The sequence below is a fragment of the Cerasibacillus sp. genome (assembly GCF_036516575.1).
In the GTDB taxonomy this organism is placed as follows: Bacteria; Bacillota; Bacilli; order Bacillales; family Amphibacillaceae; genus Cerasibacillus.
In genome coordinates this window covers 44,391-63,227 of sequence record NZ_DATBTY010000040.1, presented here as the reverse complement: position 1 = coordinate 63,227, position 18,837 = coordinate 44,391, and the positions used below count along the sequence as shown (strand labels likewise).

At 35.5% G+C, this 18,837-nt stretch carries 20 protein-coding genes and 2 other annotated features; of the genes, 3 read left to right on the top strand and 17 right to left on the bottom strand.

Annotated elements, in window-relative coordinates; translation table 11 throughout:
• Positions 1–4: 4 nt before the first annotated feature.
• The 4 genes from zapA to VIG73_RS07595 all read right to left on the bottom strand — a co-directional run bounded on the left by zapA (position 5) and on the right by VIG73_RS07595 (position 5,717).
• On the bottom strand, positions 5–274 hold the full coding sequence (zapA, locus tag VIG73_RS07610) for a cell division protein ZapA (protein WP_331640604.1): 270 nt from the start codon (positions 272–274) through the stop codon (positions 5–7).
• A gap of 883 nt (positions 275–1,157) precedes the next feature.
• The gene (gene pheT, locus VIG73_RS07605; protein WP_331640602.1) at positions 1,158–3,587 is read right to left on the bottom strand and encodes a phenylalanine--tRNA ligase subunit beta; all 2,430 of its coding nucleotides are present in this window, start codon (positions 3,585–3,587) and stop codon (positions 1,158–1,160) included.
• Positions 3,588–3,598: 11 nt separating this feature from the next.
• Positions 3,599–4,633, bottom strand: a complete 1,035-nt coding sequence (gene pheS / locus VIG73_RS07600) for a phenylalanine--tRNA ligase subunit alpha (protein WP_331640600.1) — start codon at positions 4,631–4,633, stop codon at positions 3,599–3,601.
• A gap of 322 nt (positions 4,634–4,955) precedes the next feature.
• Positions 4,956–5,717, bottom strand: coding sequence for an RNA methyltransferase (locus VIG73_RS07595; RefSeq protein WP_331640598.1), 762 nt, complete (start codon positions 5,715–5,717; stop codon positions 4,956–4,958).
• A gap of 103 nt (positions 5,718–5,820) precedes the next feature.
• Between VIG73_RS07595 and sspI the strand changes: the two genes are divergently transcribed.
• Positions 5,821–6,039, top strand: a complete 219-nt coding sequence (gene sspI / locus VIG73_RS07590) for a small acid-soluble spore protein SspI (RefSeq protein WP_331640596.1) — start codon at positions 5,821–5,823, stop codon at positions 6,037–6,039.
• 95 nt (positions 6,040–6,134) lie between these two features.
• A complete protein-coding gene (locus VIG73_RS07585; RefSeq protein ID WP_331640594.1) occupies positions 6,135–6,764 on the top strand; it encodes a lytic transglycosylase domain-containing protein in 630 nt (209 codons plus the stop codon).
• Between the two features lie 337 nt (positions 6,765–7,101).
• Here VIG73_RS07585 and VIG73_RS07580 read toward each other — a convergent pair whose 3' ends face one another.
• Positions 7,102–8,187, bottom strand: coding sequence for a M42 family metallopeptidase (locus VIG73_RS07580; RefSeq protein WP_331640593.1), 1,086 nt, complete (start codon positions 8,185–8,187; stop codon positions 7,102–7,104).
• 104 nt (positions 8,188–8,291) lie between these two features.
• On the bottom strand, positions 8,292–8,726 hold the full coding sequence (gene dut, locus VIG73_RS07575) for a dUTP diphosphatase (RefSeq protein ID WP_331640591.1): 435 nt from the start codon (positions 8,724–8,726) through the stop codon (positions 8,292–8,294).
• Between the two features lie 251 nt (positions 8,727–8,977).
• Between dut and VIG73_RS07570 the strand changes: the two genes are divergently transcribed.
• Positions 8,978–9,367, top strand: coding sequence for a sigma-w pathway protein ysdB (locus VIG73_RS07570; RefSeq protein ID WP_331640589.1), 390 nt, complete (start codon positions 8,978–8,980; stop codon positions 9,365–9,367).
• Positions 9,368–9,507: 140 nt separating this feature from the next.
• Here the strand turns inward: VIG73_RS07570 and rplT are convergent, their stop codons facing one another.
• The 11 genes from rplT to ytxC all read right to left on the bottom strand — a co-directional run bounded on the left by rplT (position 9,508) and on the right by ytxC (position 18,742).
• Positions 9,508–9,864: a 50S ribosomal protein L20 gene (gene rplT, locus VIG73_RS07565; protein ID WP_331640587.1), complete on the bottom strand. Its 357-nt coding sequence runs from the start codon at positions 9,862–9,864 to the stop codon at positions 9,508–9,510.
• Positions 9,865–9,914: 50 nt separating this feature from the next.
• Positions 9,915–10,106: a 50S ribosomal protein L35 gene (rpmI, locus tag VIG73_RS07560; protein ID WP_331640585.1), complete on the bottom strand. Its 192-nt coding sequence runs from the start codon at positions 10,104–10,106 to the stop codon at positions 9,915–9,917.
• Between the two features lie 60 nt (positions 10,107–10,166).
• Positions 10,167–10,670, bottom strand: coding sequence for a translation initiation factor IF-3 (infC, locus tag VIG73_RS07555; protein ID WP_331640583.1), 504 nt, complete (start codon positions 10,668–10,670; stop codon positions 10,167–10,169).
• 105 nt (positions 10,671–10,775) lie between these two features.
• Positions 10,776–10,901 (bottom strand) — a sequence feature (ribosomal protein L20 leader region).
• A 69-nt stretch (positions 10,902–10,970) separates the two neighbouring features.
• Positions 10,971–11,498: a hypothetical protein gene (locus VIG73_RS07550; RefSeq protein WP_331640581.1), complete on the bottom strand. Its 528-nt coding sequence runs from the start codon at positions 11,496–11,498 to the stop codon at positions 10,971–10,973.
• The gene (locus tag VIG73_RS07545) at positions 11,476–12,150 is read right to left on the bottom strand and encodes an ATP-binding cassette domain-containing protein (protein WP_331640579.1); all 675 of its coding nucleotides are present in this window, start codon (positions 12,148–12,150) and stop codon (positions 11,476–11,478) included. The genes VIG73_RS07550 and VIG73_RS07545 overlap by 23 nt, the downstream gene beginning before the upstream one ends.
• Positions 12,151–13,008, bottom strand: coding sequence for a hypothetical protein (locus tag VIG73_RS07540; protein ID WP_331640577.1), 858 nt, complete (start codon positions 13,006–13,008; stop codon positions 12,151–12,153). It abuts the gene before it with no gap.
• Positions 12,995–13,795, bottom strand: coding sequence for a hypothetical protein (locus tag VIG73_RS07535; RefSeq protein ID WP_331640575.1), 801 nt, complete (start codon positions 13,793–13,795; stop codon positions 12,995–12,997). The genes VIG73_RS07540 and VIG73_RS07535 overlap by 14 nt, the downstream gene beginning before the upstream one ends.
• Positions 13,782–14,585, bottom strand: coding sequence for a hypothetical protein (locus tag VIG73_RS07530; RefSeq protein WP_331640573.1), 804 nt, complete (start codon positions 14,583–14,585; stop codon positions 13,782–13,784). The genes VIG73_RS07535 and VIG73_RS07530 overlap by 14 nt, the downstream gene beginning before the upstream one ends.
• Before the next feature lie 20 nt (positions 14,586–14,605).
• Positions 14,606–15,502, bottom strand: a complete 897-nt coding sequence (locus VIG73_RS07525; protein WP_331640571.1) for a hypothetical protein — start codon at positions 15,500–15,502, stop codon at positions 14,606–14,608.
• Positions 15,503–15,646: 144 nt separating this feature from the next.
• Entirely contained in the window at positions 15,647–17,590 is a 1,944-nt protein-coding gene (gene thrS, locus VIG73_RS07520; RefSeq protein WP_331640569.1) for a threonine--tRNA ligase, read from the bottom strand.
• A 58-nt stretch (positions 17,591–17,648) separates the two neighbouring features.
• Positions 17,649–17,878 (bottom strand) — a binding site (T-box leader).
• Positions 17,879–17,923: 45 nt separating this feature from the next.
• Complete coding sequence (gene ytxC / locus VIG73_RS07515) at positions 17,924–18,742, bottom strand: sporulation protein YtxC (protein ID WP_331640567.1); 819 nt, start codon at positions 18,740–18,742, stop codon at positions 17,924–17,926.
• Between the last annotated feature and the right edge of the window lie 95 nt (positions 18,743–18,837).

Sequence of the window (18,837 nt, the reverse complement as noted above, 5' to 3'; positions counted from 1 at the left end):
AAGTCTACTTTCCTCTTCCTCTACCTTTTTTCATGGAGCCGAGTAATGTCGCATAATCTTCTTTAAGCTTCAAGTAATTGTTCATTGTATTAACAGCTGTTAAAACCGCTAAACTCGTCGTGTCGAGACTATGATTCATTTTTTGAATCTCTTGCATCTTTTGGTTGACAAGGCTGGCCACAAGTTGGACATGTGAGGCTGGCTCCTGACCAACAATTGTATATGAACGATTGTGAATCATAACAGTCGTACGATTTTTCTCTTCATGCTCCATCTTACATTCCTCCATACATTCCTACACCATGTTGAAACACAATTTTTTAAAAACAGATTTCCTTATTTTATCTTAACATGAAGTAAAGCATTTGGGAAACACTAGTTTTAAGCTATATCAGACAAATATGTTTTATGAACTTTCATTTGTTTTCCTGCTTCTGAATTTATTTTAAGCATTTTTTCGAAAGTTTGATTTACCGGTATGGTTCACAAATGAGATTCCTATGATGACTAATTACAGCGTGAAGAATTATCGTTATGGAAGCTAAACATTAAAAAAAATGGCTAAGATATAACAATCCTCAAATTATGAATAATAGGATTAGTTCTTAAGTGTTGTTGACTAAAACAAAAGACCTTACTTGGGAAATATTTGGTATGGTTTGTTATTAAAAGATAAATAATAATCCACTACTTTTTTTCTGAGGGTCTGAGGGATGAATCTCTTTTTTGATAATATCATAGGTGTTATAATTACGCCGTAAAGCACGGACTTGTATATTTTTGAATGGTCCAATGTGAAATAACTCTTACTAGGATCATTGACTTATATACCATTGAACGACCAAATGTGAGCTAACTTTAACTAACATCGCTGACTTACTTAACATTGAACACTTCGATGCGATATAACTCTTACTAAAATCATTGACTTATATATTTTTAAACGATATAAACGTAAAATCCTCAGCACATTGCCGAGGATTTCCCAAAAGTAATTGATAAATACATTTACTTCTAACATGATGAAAGGTATAGAACGACTAAACGGTCTTAGCTCTTTTGAATACAGAGCTAAGACCGTTTAAGTCAAATTTTATTATTTCCTCTGTCTACTTGACAGGAACAGTTCTGTTCATTTAGTCCTAGACTCCTTACTCTTATGAACGAACATAAGCATTAAATGTTTTGTTTACTTGATCAATGATTTGTTTAAACGATTCTTCGACTTCATCATCTTTTAATGTTTTATTCGGATCTTGATAAACGAGATGATAGGCGACTGATTTTTTCCCTTCAGGTAGATGTTCACCGCTATACACATCAAAAATTTGTACTTCTTTAACGAGTGGCGATCCTAATTTTTCTATTAACGACTTAACATCGCCAGCCAACACGTCTTGGTCTAAGATAAAGGCTATATCTCTCTCTATCGATGGATATTTAGGAATAGGGTCATAAGTCGCATGATGTGTATGGGCGTCCAAAATAGCCTCTCCATTCAAATCAAACACATAGGTCTCTTTAAGGTCCATTTCTATTTGAACAAGTGGATGGACTTGACCTAAAAATCCAATCGGCTCATTATTCATGTAGATTGTTGCACAACGTCCTGGATGCATTTGCGGAAGTTCGGATGCTTTATACTCAACAGGTAGCTGTAAATAATGAAATAGTCCTTCAAGTATCCCTTTAACGACAAAGAAATCAACTGATTGATTAGCGCCTTGCCATTTGTGGTCGACCCACTCACCTGTTAATGCGCCAGAAATACGCATTTCTTCATTTGGTTGTTTGGTAATTTTTTCTTCATCTGAAATAAATATATTTCCCATTTCATAAAATGCTAGATTATATTCATTTCGGGCTTTATTATAAGCCATTGATTTTAACAATTCTGGAACCAGACTTAAACGTAAATATTGATGGTCTTCAGTCATCGGTTTTTGAACTGAAATAGGATACGGATTTCTTGCTTGAATTTCAGGACTAATAAAGCGTGATGCATAAACTTCTTTTGTTAATGAATAGGTTCTCGCTTCCATTAATCCGGCACTTTGTAAATATGTTTTCATTTTACGCATGAGTTGCTGACGTTTTGTTAGCGTACCAACTTGTGAGAAATGTTTTGGTAATGTAAATGGTAAATTGTCATAACCATAAATTCGGGCAACTTCTTCTAACATATCTTCAAATATAGAAATATCACCACGTCGAGTTGGAACTTGGACTGTAAACTGCTTTTCTTCTTGCTTATATTCAAAACGTAGCTTCCGTAAAATGTCAGCAATTTCTTCAGATGTCATCTCTGAGCCAAGTCGCTTATTAATTTCATCTGTATGAATCATAACAGTCTTCTCTGAACGATCTAATCTGTCATACTCAACAACGCCTCTGAACACTTTTCCATTCGCATATTTTTCAAGTAATTGACATGCTCTTTGTCCAGCTTCACGTACACGATTAGGGTCAACACCTTTTTCAAAACGGGTACTTGCTTCACTACGTAGTCCAGTCTTTTTCACTGTTTTTCTAACTGAACCCGGATCAAAAAAGGCCGCTTCAAGTAAAATATTTGTCGTGCCATCATGAACTTCTGTATTGGCACCACCCATAACACCTGCTAAAGCGATTGGTTTTTCACCATTTGTAATCACTAAATCATCATTTGTTAACTGACGTTCAACATCATCTAAAGTTACGATTTTTTCAGCATCGTTTGCTCGACGAACGAGAATTTCTTTACTGTTCAATCGATCATAATCAAAAGCATGAAGCGGCTGTCCGTACTCTAGTAAAACATAGTTTGTAATATCGACAACATTATTAATTGGACGGATGCCTGCAGCTATTAAATAATGTTGCATCCACAATGGGGATGGTTTGATTTCGACATTTTTCACAATAAATGCACCATAATATGGACATAAATCTGTTGCTTCTACATTGACTTTTACTTGTTGGTCTGCCTCTTCATCAATTTCATTTATACTTACTTCAGGCAAGTGAAGTGGCTGATCTAAAATAGCTGCTACTTCATAGGCAACCCCTAACATACTTAAGCTGTCAGCGCGGTTTGGTGTTAAATCGAATTCCAGAACAACATCATCCATATTTAATAACGGTTCAATCCGTTCACCAACAGTAACATCATCTGGGAAAACATAAATGCCATCAGCATACTCACTTGGGATATATTTCTCATCGATTCCTAATTCTTGTAAAGAACAAATCATCCCGTTTGATTCAACACCACGTAATTTAACTTTCTTAATCTTCATGTCGCCTGGTAAAGTTGCACCTGGCTTTGCGACTATAACCTTTTGTCCTTTTGCAACATTCGGTGCACCACAAACAATTTGTAATGCTTCGTCTTGACCAACATCAACCTGACACACATTTAATTTATCTGCATCAGGATGTTTTTCACATGTTTCAACATAACCGACGACAACATCCGGGTTTGCTTCACCGATGTATTCTATACGATCAACTTCAATCCCTGACTTCGTAATCCGTTCAGCTAATTCTTCAGGACTCATATTAGAAATATCAACATATTTATTTAACCAATTTAATGATACAAGCATCATAAGACCTCCTAAGCTTGATGATATTGCGTGACAAAACGTTTATCATTCATATAAAATTGTCGGATATCATTTACACCGTACTTAAGCATAGCGATTCGATCTGTCCCCATACCGAATGCAAAACCAGTATATACATTTGGATCATAACCTGCCATTTCAAGTACACGTGGGTGTACCATTCCCCCACCTAATACTTCAATCCATCCTGTTTGCTTACATACGGAACAGCCTTTTTGCGAACAGACTTTACATGAAATATCCATTTCAACAGATGGTTCGGTAAACGGGAAAAAGCTCGGCCGAAGACGGATTTCACGCTCTTCACCAAACATTTTTTTAGCAAATAAATTCAATATCCCTTTCAGATCACTCATTCGAACATCTTTATCAACATATAGACCCTCTATTTGATTAAATTGATGAGAATGAGTCGCATCGTCATGATCACGACGATATACAACACCTGGACAGATCATTTTTACTGGTTTTTCACCTTTATAGGCTTTCATCGTACGTGCCTGAACAGGTGATGTATGTGTTCTTAATAATAATTCGTTCGTAATATAGAATGAATCTTGCATATCTCTTGCCGGATGGTTTTGTGGTAAGTTCAATGCTTCAAAATTATAATAATCCGTCTCTACTTGTGGTCCTTCTCTAACTTCAAAACCCATCCCAATAAATAAGTCTTCAATTTCCTGAACGATATGTGTAAATAAATGCGGACCACCAACTTGTACTGGACGGCCTGGTAAGGTCACATCAATTGCTTCTTCTTGTAATTGTTTATCCATTGCATCTTTTTCTAGTTTCGCTTGTTTTTCCTCAATGGATGATGTGATTGCTTCACGCACTTTGTTAGCCATTTCACCAATGATTGGTCGTTCTTCTTTAGCTAATTTCCCCATACCTCTTAAAACACTCGTAATCGATCCCTTTTTTCCTAAATAGGCCACTCTTAAATCTTGTAAGGATTTCATTTCTTCAATATCTTTAATCTTAGCGAGGGCTTCTTTGCGAATGGCCTCGAGTTTTTCCTTCATGTCAAATACCTCCTAATTAAATCATTAAAAAAACCTCCTCCCTAAAAAGGGACGAGGTTAAATCGCGATACCACCCTTGTTGGCATAAAAATACCCAACTCTTTCATGATAACGGAATCAAATCCGGAACACCTTTACTTATCCATGAAGATAAGGTCTAAGTGTCAGCTCCAGAGTGAAATCTTAACAATATAGAATAGAAACGCTCTCAGTCCACGGCATTTCCTTCCTTTACCCTATGTTAATTGTTAATCGGCTCTTTCTTCGCTTAATATTTTGATTTACTACATATTATAATGATAGATGGATTATTTTGCAAATGCTATTTGTTTATATGAGTGTTTTGAACAATATAATACATCAAAATACTTGCCGCTACACCTACATTTAACGATTCCGCCTTGCCGTAAATCGGTATTTTAACAGATAAATCGGCTTGTTCGATGTATTTTTGGTTTATACCAGCTCCTTCATTTCCTAATAGAAGGGCCACTTTTTCTGGTACGTTTACTTCTTGATAATCTTGAGCTTCTTCAAGGGCCGAAGCCCAAATATGATAGCCATTATTTTTTAGCGTGTTTATCTCTTCCACTAGCAGAGATTCTTTAATTGGAATATGGAATAATGATCCCTGTGTTGCACGTATCACTTTATCATTAAAGACATCGACAGTACCTTCACCGAGAATAATCCCTCCTAACCCTGCGGCATCTGCTGTTCGAATAATTGTACCTAAATTTCCCGGATCTTGAACTGCATCAATTAAGAGGAGATGTTTACCATTTTGAATAAAAGTCTGTTTCATCTTCACAATAGCTAATATCCCTTGAGGTGTTTCCGTTTTTGAAATTGATTGAAAGACCTGTTTACTAACAACAGTGATATTGCTTTCTTTATACCATGATGGAATATCTGTTTGATCCATGACAATCAGTTCTTTAATCTCCCAGTTACTTTTCCATGCTTCTTCAACAAGATGATAGCCTTCCACTATAAATAATTTTGATTTTAATCTTTCTTTTCGTTTATGTAGTTTACGCCATGCTTTAACTTTTTCATTTTGAACCGAAGTAATCATATCCATCTATAATATCCTTCCTACCCAATTATTTTCTTTGTACATCATACATAATTTATCATACGCCGGTCAAACTATCTGTAGTGACTGGTATTAAAGGGGTGATTCTGTGAACTTGAATTTAAGAAAAGCGATTGTAGCTAATATTGCTGATAATAATCAAGAACAGCTTGAAGCAACAATTGTCGATGCGATAGAAAATGGTGAAGAAAAAATGCTCCCAGGCCTTGGGGTGTTATTTGAACTTATTTGGAAAAAATCTGATGCAACTGATCGCCAAGAAATGGTATCTGCTCTAGAACAAGGTGTTAAAGAAGCTAGTCAATAATTTTCCACAATGAACTCGCTATAATCGGGCGAGTTTATTTATTTGATTGCATCTTGTAACATTTATAGCTAAAATAATGATAGAGGAGTGATAATATGCCAATCGATCCGCGCTTGATGGGACAATATGTCCAAGCTTTTAGTACTCCAATATTATCATCAGAAACAAATCGTTTTAATCCAATCACACCTACAATGCCAACATTGGATTTTAGACAATTATTACAAGCAAAGATAGTTGAAGCGCAACAATTATCACCACAACTAAATCATCAGTTGAATCATACGAACTATAACTATACGATGCGCTCAGTTAGTCCGCGGGCTATACATACATCTTTACCAACCAATAGCGACTATTCAGCATCGATTAACCAAATAGCGCAAAAATATGATGTTGATGAGAAACTGATTCATGCGATTATTAAACATGAATCAAACTATAATCCACAAGCACGTAGTCATGCCGGTGCTGTTGGACTAATGCAATTGATGCCAGGTACTGCGCGTTATCTTGGTGTCACAAATCCGTATGATCCGGTTCAAAACATTGAAGGTGGAACAAAATATTTGCGACAAATGCTTGATAAATATAATGGGCATTTAGAACTCGCATTAGCAGCATACAATGCTGGACCAGGAAACGTTGATAAATATCAAGGCATCCCACCATTTAAAGAAACAAACAATTATGTTAGAAAAGTGATGCACACATATCTCGGATAATAGAGCTTTTACAATGATGATGTGAGAGCTCTTTTTTAAAAGCATTTCACTTGTGACTGATCGAGCATTTCCAAGGGTATTTAATTGTGTTTTTTACAAAACGAATACCCACAAGAACTATCCTAAGGGTACTGAAGCTGATTTTGAAACAATCCAATACCCGCTGGAAGTATCCTAAGGGTAATTTAAGTAACTTTTGCACTAACTAGTATCCGCTAGATACACAAAAAGGAACAGCCTATCGATGACGCTAGGCTGTTCCTTTTATTTCGGGACTATTGAGGCAGTCCACTCATTATAGATATTTTGTATTCAGACCAATCAGCCTGAGCACTGATTAATTAAACGTGATTTCTTTAACTGTATCTTGATCTAATTTCTTAATCACTTCAACAATTAATTTTACTGCGTTTTCGAAGTCATCACGATGCAAGATGGCTGCGTGTGAGTGAATATAACGTGTTGCGATTGTAATGGATAGGGCTGGTACACCATCTGCCGTTAAATGGATAGAACCACTATCTGTTCCTCCACCTGCAATGGATGCATATTGATATGGGATTTCCTTTTCATCTGCTGTTTGCACAACTAAATCACGTAACCCTTTATGAGATACCATCGATGCATCATATAAAATAATTTGTGGTCCTTCACCAAGTTTACTATCTGCATCATGGTCACTAATTCCTGGTGTATCGCCAGCGATTCCTACATCAACCGCAAAGGCAATATCAGGATTAATCATATGTGCTGATGTTTTAGCACCACGTAAACCTACTTCTTCTTGAACCGTTCCAACACCATACACAATATTAGGGTGGTTGCTGTTTTCTAATTCTTTTAGGACGTCGATTGCAATCGCACAACCGATTCTGTTATCCCATGCTTTAGCCATGAGCATTTTTTCGTTATTAAGTTGTGTAAATTCAAAATAAGGAACGATTGAGTCACCCGGTTTAACACCGAATTCAAGAGCTTCTTCTTTACTTGTCGCACCAATATCGATAAACATATCTTTAATGGCAACAGGTTTTTTACGTGCTTCAGGTGGAAGAATATGTGGTGGTTTTGAACCAATCACACCAGTCACATCACCTTTACTTGTCATTATGGTTACACGTTGAGCAAGCATTACTTGACTCCACCAACCACCGATTGTCTGAAAATAAACAAATCCTTTATCATCAATACGCGTTACCATAAAACCAATTTCATCTAAATGGCCTGCAACCATTACTTTCGGACCATTTTCATCACCAGTTTTTTTGGCAATTAAACTACCGAGATGATCCGTATAAACTTCATCTGCATATGGGGTAATATATTTCCTCATAACGTCCCTTGCTTCTTTTTCATCTCCAGAGATTGCTTTTGCATCTGTTAAGTCTTTTAACATCGTCAATGTTTCATCCATTTTTGACATGGTCATTCCTCCATTTGTTTCTAATAATAATTATGTATATATCCATTATAACGGATATTTTGTGAAAAAGTTGAGTTTTTTATTTATTACTAATTAATTCGTTATTACTTTCCTGACGACCCGAAGCCGCCTTCTCCTCGATTTGAGCTAGATAAATCTTCTGCTTGCACAAGGTTAACTTGTAAAACTGGAGCGATAATCATCTGAGCGATTCGCATATGTTTTTCTATTTTAAAATCTTCTTTCCCATGGTTTATCAAGATTATCTTAAGTTCGCCTCGATAACCTTCATCTATTGTTCCGGGGCTATTAAGAACTGTAATTGAATGTTTTAAGGCTAAACCACTTCTTGGTCTAATCTGCGCTTCTGTACCTTTAGGTAGTTCAATTTGGATACCTGTTCTTATTAACTCAGATTCTCCAGCCTTGATGATTTTTTCCTCTACAGAAAATAAATCAAGACCGGCATCACCTTCATTCGCACGATAAGGTAATTTTGCTTCATCATCAATTAGATTAATTTTCAATTCATACGCCATTCATATCACCTGTTTTAATAAATTGTATTTCCGCTTCACTATGTATCAAAAAACACTTTGTCAGTTCATAAAGGTTGATATATCAGTGCTTTTTGATATATATTATACATTTGTAATGAAGGTTTATTTGTGGTATTAATTTCAATCCGATTTATTTAATTCCATTGTAACATTAAATTATATTAATTTGTGAAACCTCTTGATATCGTCATTCGTATAGAGTATTAATAAGTTCCAAGGAGATGCTACTTATGGTTGTTGTCTATCTTTTTCGCATACTCATTTTAATTGCGCTTGTTACGATTATTTATACGCTTATTAAATATTTTCGTAATCCAGAGCGATATTTGTCAATTGCTAAAGAAGAAGGCGATTTTTTCTTTTTAGACGACCCTAATAATAGTAAGAAGAATTTTCAAATTGTCTATAAAGGATGTTCATTTGAAGGTGAAAAATATTTAGGTACGACAGAGGAATCGTTTGAGGTCGTCACTATTCACCTATCTGTTCGAAACCCACTCGAACTAAAAGGTTTATCTCGTGATGATTTATATTTTCTGGAAAAAGAAATCCTTATCCGTTATCCTCACGCAAAAGTTGAATGGAAACACCCGATTAATCAATTATTCGAAACATCTTAAAAGGGAGTGCGTCTAATAGACGATGTAGACTATTATGCAATTCTTAGCTTTAACGCAATCACATAGCGCGCACATGTTTATCACTCTATATTTTGCAAACAAAAACCGGTTGAATTCTTCTCAACCGGTTTCTTTGTTTCTTATTTTAAAGCTGCTTTTGCTTGTTCAGCTAATTGAGCAAATGCTTGTTCATCATTAACTGCAAGGTCTGATAGCATTTTACGGTTAATTTCGATTCCTGCTAATTTTAGACCGTGCATGAATTTATTGTATGATAGATCGTTCATACGCGCAGCAGCGTTAATACGAGCGATCCAAAGTTTACGAAACTCACGTTTTTTCTGTTTACGGTCACGATATGCGTATTGACCTGATTTCATCACTTGTTGTTTTGCTGTTTTAAATAAAGTTCTTTTTGAACCGTAATATCCTTTTGCCAGTTTAAGGACACGTTTACGACGTTGACGTGTCACTGTACCACCTTTTACTCTTGGCATTGTTGTTCCCTCCTATGACAAATCTTTCTATTCAAATTATAGTTTTTTTATTATGGAAGCATGTTTTTGATACGCTTAAAATCTCCGGAAGAGACAAGTGCACTTTTACGTAGTTTGCGTTTTCTCTTTTGAGATTTATTCGCAAATAAGTGACTTGTGTAAGCGTGTGAACGTTTTAACTTCCCTGTACCTGTTCTTTTAAAGCGTTTTTGAGAACCTTTATGGGTTTTCATCTTAGCCATTCATCTTCCTCCTTGTACAATCCAACTTTTATTTAAAAGCCGTATTCATTCTAGTTATGTTTACTTTTCATTAGAAGGCGCAAGCATCATGAACATATTGCGTCCTTCCATTCTAGCTTTGGATTCAACTACAGCGACTTCTTTTAATTCGTCCGCTAAGCGTTCCAAAACTTCTCTTCCCAAGTCTTTATGGGTAATGGCACGTCCACGAAAACGAACGGTCGCTTTCACTTTGTCACCTTTTTCAAGGAATTTACGTGCATTTCTTAGTTTGGTATTAAAGTCATGATCACCAATTGCTGGTGTAAAACGGACTTCCTTTACATTAATGACTCTTTGCTTTTTACGTGCTTCTTTTTCCTTCTTTTGTTGCTCATAGCGATATTTACCGAAGTCCATAATGCGACAAACAGGGGGCTTAGCATTTGGTGCCACCAAAACTAAATCTTGATTTCTTGTTTTAGCGATATCTAATGCCTCTTTACGAGACTTTACCCCAAGCTGATCACCATTTGAATCAATGAGCCGAACCTCCCTGGCCCGAATTTTCTCATTGACATTCATTTCTTTGCTAATAGCCAGACACCTCCATATTTTTTTAAAAAAATGCTGATCTGTTCGACAAGTGAAAGTCCGAGATGATCTTCATTTTAGATTGTTAGTTATTCTAACATCAAAAAAGCGTGGGCACAAAACACCCACACTTCGCCTATTATTATCATTCATAAATGAGCGTAACCAGTCAACTGCAACTTGCGTTGAACAGGTGAGAAGCGGGTGCTTCTACTTGTCTCAGATCATATTTAATTATTTCAACTCATTAAGTATAGCATAAAGATCCCTTTTATGTCAAATGAATTTTAATCAAGGTTTATTTAAAGGGTATTTATATTTCGTTACTATGTTATCAGAAAATGTTACATAATACAAATCGACATCCGTTTTTTCATTGACCTCCCAGTCTTTCATCAAATTAAATACTAATTGCGAATGACCTTCTTCTTGAGGTGCTACACCATTAAATGCGAAATATTCCTTATGATTTTCGGGGTGGTTATTGATCTCTTCGTATGCAAGGCCATTTAACGAAAAATCATTAAAGATGATTTTAAAGTCATCATACTCTAACTTAATAAATTCGGACTGATTATTTACTACGGTGAGTGGAATCTCATATGCATATTGTTCATCATATTCGATTAATTGAGGCATCCCAAATGTCATTTCAACACCGTTGATTTCCATCGGTTCATCTTGTTTTATCGTCTTTTCAATAACCGTATAGTCTTTGTAAGGCTTATTAACAACTTGATAGCGATAGATTGAAAAACCGATAAATAGAACAACGACAACAGTTAACATGATCCATCTAACTCTTTTGGACCAGTTCATCTTGTATCACCTCATGCCCAACAATCTTTCCATTCGCTATTTGATAAATCTCATCTGATATGTTGTCTAATGATTCACGATCATGGCTTGCAATGAGAAGTGTTTTCCCTCTAGCCTTTAAATTCAATAATAGGTCATTAATGAGTTTGACACCGTCTTCATCTAATCCGTTTGTCGGTTCATCTAAAATAATGAGTTCTGGTTCTTCCATAATCGCCTGTGCAATACCTAATCGCTGTCTCATTCCAAGTGAATATTTTTTATATTTACGTTTATCATTCGGATCGAGTCCCACTTTAGACAAGGCATCCTTTATTTGTTCCTTACTAATCTTCCCTTGAATCAATGATAGAAGTTCTAAGTTCTTAAAACCTGTATACTCCGGAATAAATCCAGGGTGTTCAATTAGGAGCCCCATATTTTCCGGAAATGAAATATCCTTACCAATTTGTTTATCATTAACAATTATTTCTCCTTCCGTTAAGCTAATTAAGCCGGAAATTGCTCGAAATAGCATCGTCTTCCCCGAGCCATTACTTCCACGAAATCCGTATATTTGTCCTTTATTCAATTCTAAGTTTATATGACTTAATACTGTATGGCCTTGAATCACTTTGGTTGCATCACTGACATGGATATAACTTTTCATCATTTACTCTCCTCTCAATCCAATAATATCCATTCGTCTTAAAAAAACATAACCGAGAATAATGACAAAACTAACACTTAACAAACCGTATAGAGCTACTTGAAACCATGTAAAACCATTTAATGAATCTAATAAATAAAAACGCTCCATCATACTATAACTCCCAGGTAATAGAAGCGATGTTGAAAAAACAGAGGCAATCAACATAGCTAACATAACAAGCATGATATAAACAGGTTTAATAAAGATACTCAAAAGGTTATGGACGATACTTAGAACGATTGACGTAATAATTGGCAAACAAATCGTCTGAACAGTAAAGGAAAAAGCACTGACATCTGCTTCTATTAATGGTTTAATAGAAGTTAAACTATACTCACCCCATTCCAATGAAAAACTAAAAAAGACAAGAGTCATAAACGCAATCATGATTAAATAAAGGGCATAAAACATTAATACGGTTGTGATGCTGTAAACCAATTTACTTAACCAGATGGAAAACCGACTACGAACACGAACAAAGAGCATGGACGATTGTTGATGGATATCCTCACGAGAAAAATCACCAATTATAAATGGGCACATCATAAGTAGAATCAGCCAATGAATAGGAAACCTTGCACCAGAATCATACATGACATTAAAATCAACACCCCGAAATAAATAAATTACGACATCTGTCAACGTATATTGTGATAATGATAGATCTGAGACAAGTGCGATTTGTTTAAAATGATAGAGACTTAAAATCAGCATCATTAAAATGAATAGGAAAGCCAGTCCAATGCGTTGCCGAATATAATAGAAACCTAAAATATGGTCACGCCTAATTAATAATCCGAGTTCTTTAATGAACGCCATGCGGATCTTCACTCCGTTCTATGAAATCTTTCTTATCGATGATGATATATAAAACAACTGTTAGAACAATGATGATACCGATAAAATACAGCGCAACTGATCCTAATGACATCTCGACCCATGCATCTAAATAAATCTGTGCACGACCGATAAATAATGATACATTTAAAAAGTTATGAAGAAAGTATTCAAACAGGAGAAAGCCTTCAATAAGAAAAAAAGTCACAATAAAACGACCAGTTAATATGAAAATACAAGCTGTCAAAAGACCAATAATCATAAAGGCTAATGTCTCTGTCAGCACATACTTTAATATGATTTGATTGGTCTGAAACAATGCTAAATTAATCTCTCCATCAAAGAATAAGTTTGGGAAACCACTTTCTGTTATCCAACGGTTCTCAAATGTACCTGATATATAGTAACCGTACAAGACCCCAGCTAACATATAGATGGATAAATAGATACAAACAGCCAGGAAAATAGTCATCATCATACGTATCGCAAGCTTTTCACGGCTCCGATAACGCGTTACACGTAACGAATCAAACGAAGGCGGTAGAATCGTTGACAGAAATAACAGAAAGATTGGTATAACGATTATTATAAATAAGAGTCCCTGAAACATGACACTATATAAGTCCGGTATCGATAAGTCGAGACGATGAGAAATAAGTTCTCCACTATATATAAGACTAATAAATAATAATGCAATATAAAGACTATTTTGCTTGATTGATAGCCTCATATCTTTTAGCATGACTTTTGGTATGCTAAACAATGACACGTCGCTTCACCCCTAATATATAGAAATAAGTGCTTCCACCTAAACCTAGTAAAAAAATTGTTACGATAGCAAGAAGGGAAACAGGCGGTTGTGCAGCAAGCTGTGTTAAAAAGCTCGCCGGAACCCAACTATATAATTGTGTCATGTTAAGGATGATGGCAAGAAACATGTCGATTATGAAAGCAGCAACAACGATGAAAAATCGATTTTTCACATATAAAGAGACACTCAAACAAATCGTCGCATACATACCAGCAAATATAAATGCTAATAGAATGTAAAAGAGTGTATGCAGTAAAGGAAACTGATAATAGAGATTAGGAAATAATGTTGATTCATATTGTAATGGATTGTAATCAAGTATCGGGTCGGGTTTAATATTAGGTAACGTCATAAAAGCTAAGTACAAATTAATCAATAATGGGATCGCAATCGTTACCCCAGCAACAATAAAATTTGTCACGTACAGCCCAGTAAAATAGGCCTTCATTTTTCCTTTTGATAAAATCGCTTTTAAATAGCCTGTCTGTAAGTCTTTTGCATATGTGTCTGAAAAGCTAATCGCTGAAATAATCGGTAATAATAAAAGTAATATATACCGATAATTCGAGCTTAAACCAAACTCAATCCAGCTTTGATACGGTGTAAAGAGAACACGGTCTTCACCTACCATATCTAAAAAGTAAGTAGCATCTTGATAAATATGTAAAAAAGCAATCACGATACCAAAAACAAGCATCAAATAAAAAGCTCTATTATATAAAGCACGCTTCATAAAAAATGCTGCCACGTCTTCACACCCTCCTATTATCACTTCTTTTCTTTTTTCTTTAAATACTCAGGCATATATTCATCTGGGACATAATCAGGTATAGCTTCTTCCTTGTATCCCGTTAAATCCGGTTCAAAAATTGTTGGATCAATTGTTTTAGTATCGATAACAATATCTTCTGTCATAAGTGAAACGATTTCATCGCCTTTTTTATCATAAACACGGTAGTCCAAAATGATGCCTGTATTTTTCTCTACTATCATCGTGAACGTGTCTCCTTCTGAAAAATTGCCTTCGTCCCCCTCTATAAGATAACTTGAAAAACCTAGAAACATTGTCTCGTCAAACTCCCAATCAGAAAAGTATTGTAAAGTTGGTAAGAAATCTGAACCAACAACACTGCTATGCACCAGATTCATTCCTTCAGGGTCTTTATGAAGCCCCATATGTATCCGGTCAACGATCGTATGATCATTTGGATTACCTTCTACATGCTCAGAATGCCTGAAAGATTGATATACTTTTTCCATCTCATTTACGTATATTTTATTATCCGCATCACTATAAAGAACAAATTCACCTTGATCTATTATAAAATGATGTTTACTTCTTAAATTTTTACGATCAAGGACATAGGATACTTCTTGATGCATCTGTCGAGCACCGTCAGATTCGGTATAAATATATTTTCCCTGTACATTATCAAAATAAAGTGTTGAATCGAGCATTTTTTCTATCAGCTTTTCTTTCGTCATCTCACCTGTTTTCTGTTTTTCCTTGTCCTTTTTAATCACTTCTTTTGTTTGTTCTACTTTTTGTTGATGCTCTTCAACAACATCATCTTTCGTCACAGGAAAGACGTCGAGTTCGTATAAAATATAACTAATAATCACAATGACCGATAAAACAATAAGAATAGGTTTGGCAAAACGCATAGAACATCCCCTATTTCGTCTTAATTTGGAATAAGCATACCACAGAGTGAAAACGTATTCAATTATTTTAAAATAGTGTGATTTTTATAACAAAAAAAATACAGGTGCCTTAAAATACGCAATTTAAGACACCTGTTTTTTATGTTATTGACGTGATACTTTCTGTTCGATTTCTTCTTTAATTAATTGTTCAAATTGGTCGTAACTGAGCGTTTCAGTTTTCTTCTCTCCGTAACGGCGAACGTTAACTGCTTGTTCTTCAATCTCTTTATCTCCTACAACAAGTGCGAATGGAACTTTCTCTGTTTGGGCTTCGCGAATCTTATAGCCAATTTTTTCATCGCGTTCATCAACTTCAACACGAATACCTTGGAAGCGTAAACGTTCACTCACATCTTTCGCATAATCTAAATGAGCAGATAAAGAAACTGGAATAACTTTTACTTGTACAGGTGCAAGCCATACTGGAAAAGCACCTTTATATTCTTCAAGTAAGAAAGCAACAAAACGTTCCATCGTTGAGACAACACCACGGTGAATGACAACTGGACGATGTTCTTTACCATCTTCTCCGATATAAGTTAAATCAAATTTCTCTGCAGCTTGATAATCGAGTTGAACGGTAGACAATGTTTCATCCTTACCGAGTGCTGTTTTTACTTGTACGTCTAATTTCGGACCATAGAAAGCCGCTTCTCCTTCAGCTTCTACATAATCTAGATCCATCTCTTCCATTGTTTCTTTAAGGGCTGCTTGTGCGTATTCCCACATCTCATCATTATCGATATATTTCTCTTTATCTTCTGGATCACGATATGAAAGTCGGAAATAATAATCATCGATACCAAAATCTTGATATACATGTTTAATGAGTGTAACAACTCGTTTAAATTCTTCTTTCACTTGATCAGGACGAGCGAAGATATGTGCATCATTTAATGTCATTCCGCGAACACGTTGTAAGCCAGCTAAAGCACCCGACATTTCATAACGGTGCATCGTTCCTAATTCTGCAATACGAACTGGTAAGTTACGATAACTATACAACTGATTTTTATAAACCATCATATGATGTGGACAGTTCATCGGACGTAAGATTAGTTCTTCATTATCCATTTTCATCGATGGGAACATATCGTCCTGGTAGTGATCTAAATGACCGCTTGTTTTATACAACTCCACACTACCAAGTACAGGTGTATAGACATGGTTATAACCAAGTCTTTCTTCTAAGTCAACAATATAACGCTCAATAATCCGGCGTACAGTTGCGCCTTTCGGTAACCAAAGGGGTAAACCTTGCCCAACTTTTTGAGAAACAGTAAAGATACCTAACTCTTTACCGAGCTTACGGTGATCACGTTCTTTACGTTCTTCTAAAATACGTAAATGCTCTGTTAGTTGACTTTTCTTTTCAAAAGCCGTTCCATAGATACGTTGTAATTGTTTATTGTTGCTATCGCCACGCCAATACGCACCAGAAATCGTTAATAATTTAAAAACTTTAATTTTTCCAGTTGACGGGACATGCACACCACGACATAAATCAACAAAATCATCTTGTTCATAAAGGGTGATCGTTTCACCTTCTGGAATATCTTGAATCAATTCAACTTTCAGTGGATCATTTAAGTCTTTAAACTTTTGAATCGCCTCTTCACGAGATACTTCAATCCGTTTAATTTCAATATTTTGATCAATTATGCGTTGCATTTCTTTTTCTATTTTAGGTAAATCTTCTGGTGTAATCGACACATCAAGGTCCATATCATAGTAGAATCCTTCTTCAATAACAGGACCAACACCAAAGTTGACATCTTTATACAGTCGTTTAATCGCATGTGCCATTAAATGCGCTGTTGAATGGCGCATAATCTCGATTCCTTCCTGATCTCTATACGTGATGATTTGAATCGGACCACCATGCGGAAGTTCCCGTCTTAAATCGAACAATTGATCATCAACTCTAACAGCTAATGCTTGCTTCTTAAGTCCTGGTGAAATGCTTCCAGCGATATCTTCACCTGTCGTTCCTTTAGGAAACACCTTTTTATTTCCATCTGGAAACACAATTTCAATTTCTGCCATCTTTAAACACTCCTTTTCATATTTAAAAACAAATAAAAAACACCCATCCCTACTAAATAAAAGGGACGAGTGTGCAAATCGTGGTTCCACCCTAGTTCTCGTCATGAACATGACGCTCACAACGACTCCATTTTCCTTAACGTGGATCAAGCGCTGTATATTACTGTTATTTCATATACAGGGTTCAAAGGTGGTAATCAATTGCCTAACAGTAGAAGTTCTCAGCCGATGACTTCTATCTCTGAGCTGTTATTAAGCAAATAATCATGTCCTTATCCTTACCGATAGAATATAATTATTTAATATTATAGCGGGTTATCATTAAAATTGCAACTATATTGAGAAAGGAAATTCCGATAATGGTAAAAACATCACCTTTTCTTGAAACACATTAATCACAGTCATTGTTTTAGGTTCAGAGGGGTCTTCACCATAGATGTATATTTTATTTGGCGCAATCGCAATCAAAGGTGCTAAATTCATTTCTTTTCCGTCCAGGCCAACAATATATAAAGGTTCCTGCTTCATAATTTGCATTAACTTCTTTGACGTTAAACGTTCTCCATCCGGATCAAAAAATGAGAAATTATCCCCCTGTACGACGTGAATACAATCATGGTCTGATTTTTTTCGATTCATATATTCACGTAACATATGTATAAAAGCTTGATGCTCTTCCTCACGTTTATAATCATCTATTGCAAGACCTACAATCTGTGTGAGTGCATTTTTTAAATCAGTTAAGCGAAATTGTATAATGGATTGAAAATGAATGGCTGTATCTTCAAGAATCCGCTCAAAAAAAATGGCCTGTAACCAATCGTTTAAACACTTATCTTTCAATAATATTTGATCTTCTAATAACATCGTCTCTGAAAGATGGCTAATACGTTTTAATTCTTCGCCGTTTGTGTAATAATACTTGTCACGTAAAATTTTTTCAATAAAATCGGTTAAATGATACGTCATAAAAACATCAGCAAGCGCTTTTGCGATAGCCGTTTTCATATCAGCTGTTAACACACGCACATATAATCGATTCCCCCAATCTTTATGCGTTTCCCATTGCACATGAATTTCATTCGTTATTTGATATACCACATCACAAAAACAAGTTACTTCTTTATTCGTTCTAAAATAAATCTCTAACAAACCCATCACCCTCACCATTATCCAAACTGTTACATTATATGGATAAGCAAAGGAAAAAATGTACTTCTTCTTGAAAAGAAATGTTTTTTAAAAAA